The organism is Leisingera sp. ANG-Vp (genome assembly GCF_000813725.1).
Taxonomy (GTDB): domain Bacteria; phylum Pseudomonadota; class Alphaproteobacteria; order Rhodobacterales; family Rhodobacteraceae; genus Leisingera.
This window is the reverse complement of record NZ_JWLD01000103.1, coordinates 2297-2651: the sequence shown is the minus strand read 5'-3', so window position 1 is coordinate 2651 and position 355 is coordinate 2297. Positions and strand designations below refer to the sequence as shown.

Genomic DNA, 355 nt, shown 5'->3' with positions numbered 1-355 from the left:
GGGCCGCCTTTCTGCTTCTGTGCTTTGCAGGGGTCAGCCCGCGGCGCGTTTGCCGGGTTTGAAGCCGATGTCGCCGGAGGCAGTGAACTTGCCATTGCCGGAGCGTTCGATCTTGCCGTCGCGCAGCAGCTGGCCGAAGGAGCGCAGCCCGTCTTCGCGGTTGAAGTCGCCGCCGCCGGCGCTGCGCACCTTGCTGATCAGCTGCGGACGCGAGAAGTGGTCGCGGCCCTCGACAAAGCTCATGTAGGCTGCGGCGGCTTCCAGCAGGTCGTGCAGCTCGGCGGCGCCGCGCTCGGCGGCATAGGTGGCAAAGCCGTTGCCGGCATCACCGGCGTCATCGCCCAGAACCGCGGCC

General features: G+C 68.7%; 1 pseudogene. It reads right to left on the bottom strand.

What is annotated here, in order from left to right:
• Positions 1-33: 33 nt before the first annotated feature.
• Positions 34-355 (bottom strand): annotated as a pseudogene (locus RA20_RS23455) (chemotaxis protein CheA); the annotation flags it as partial.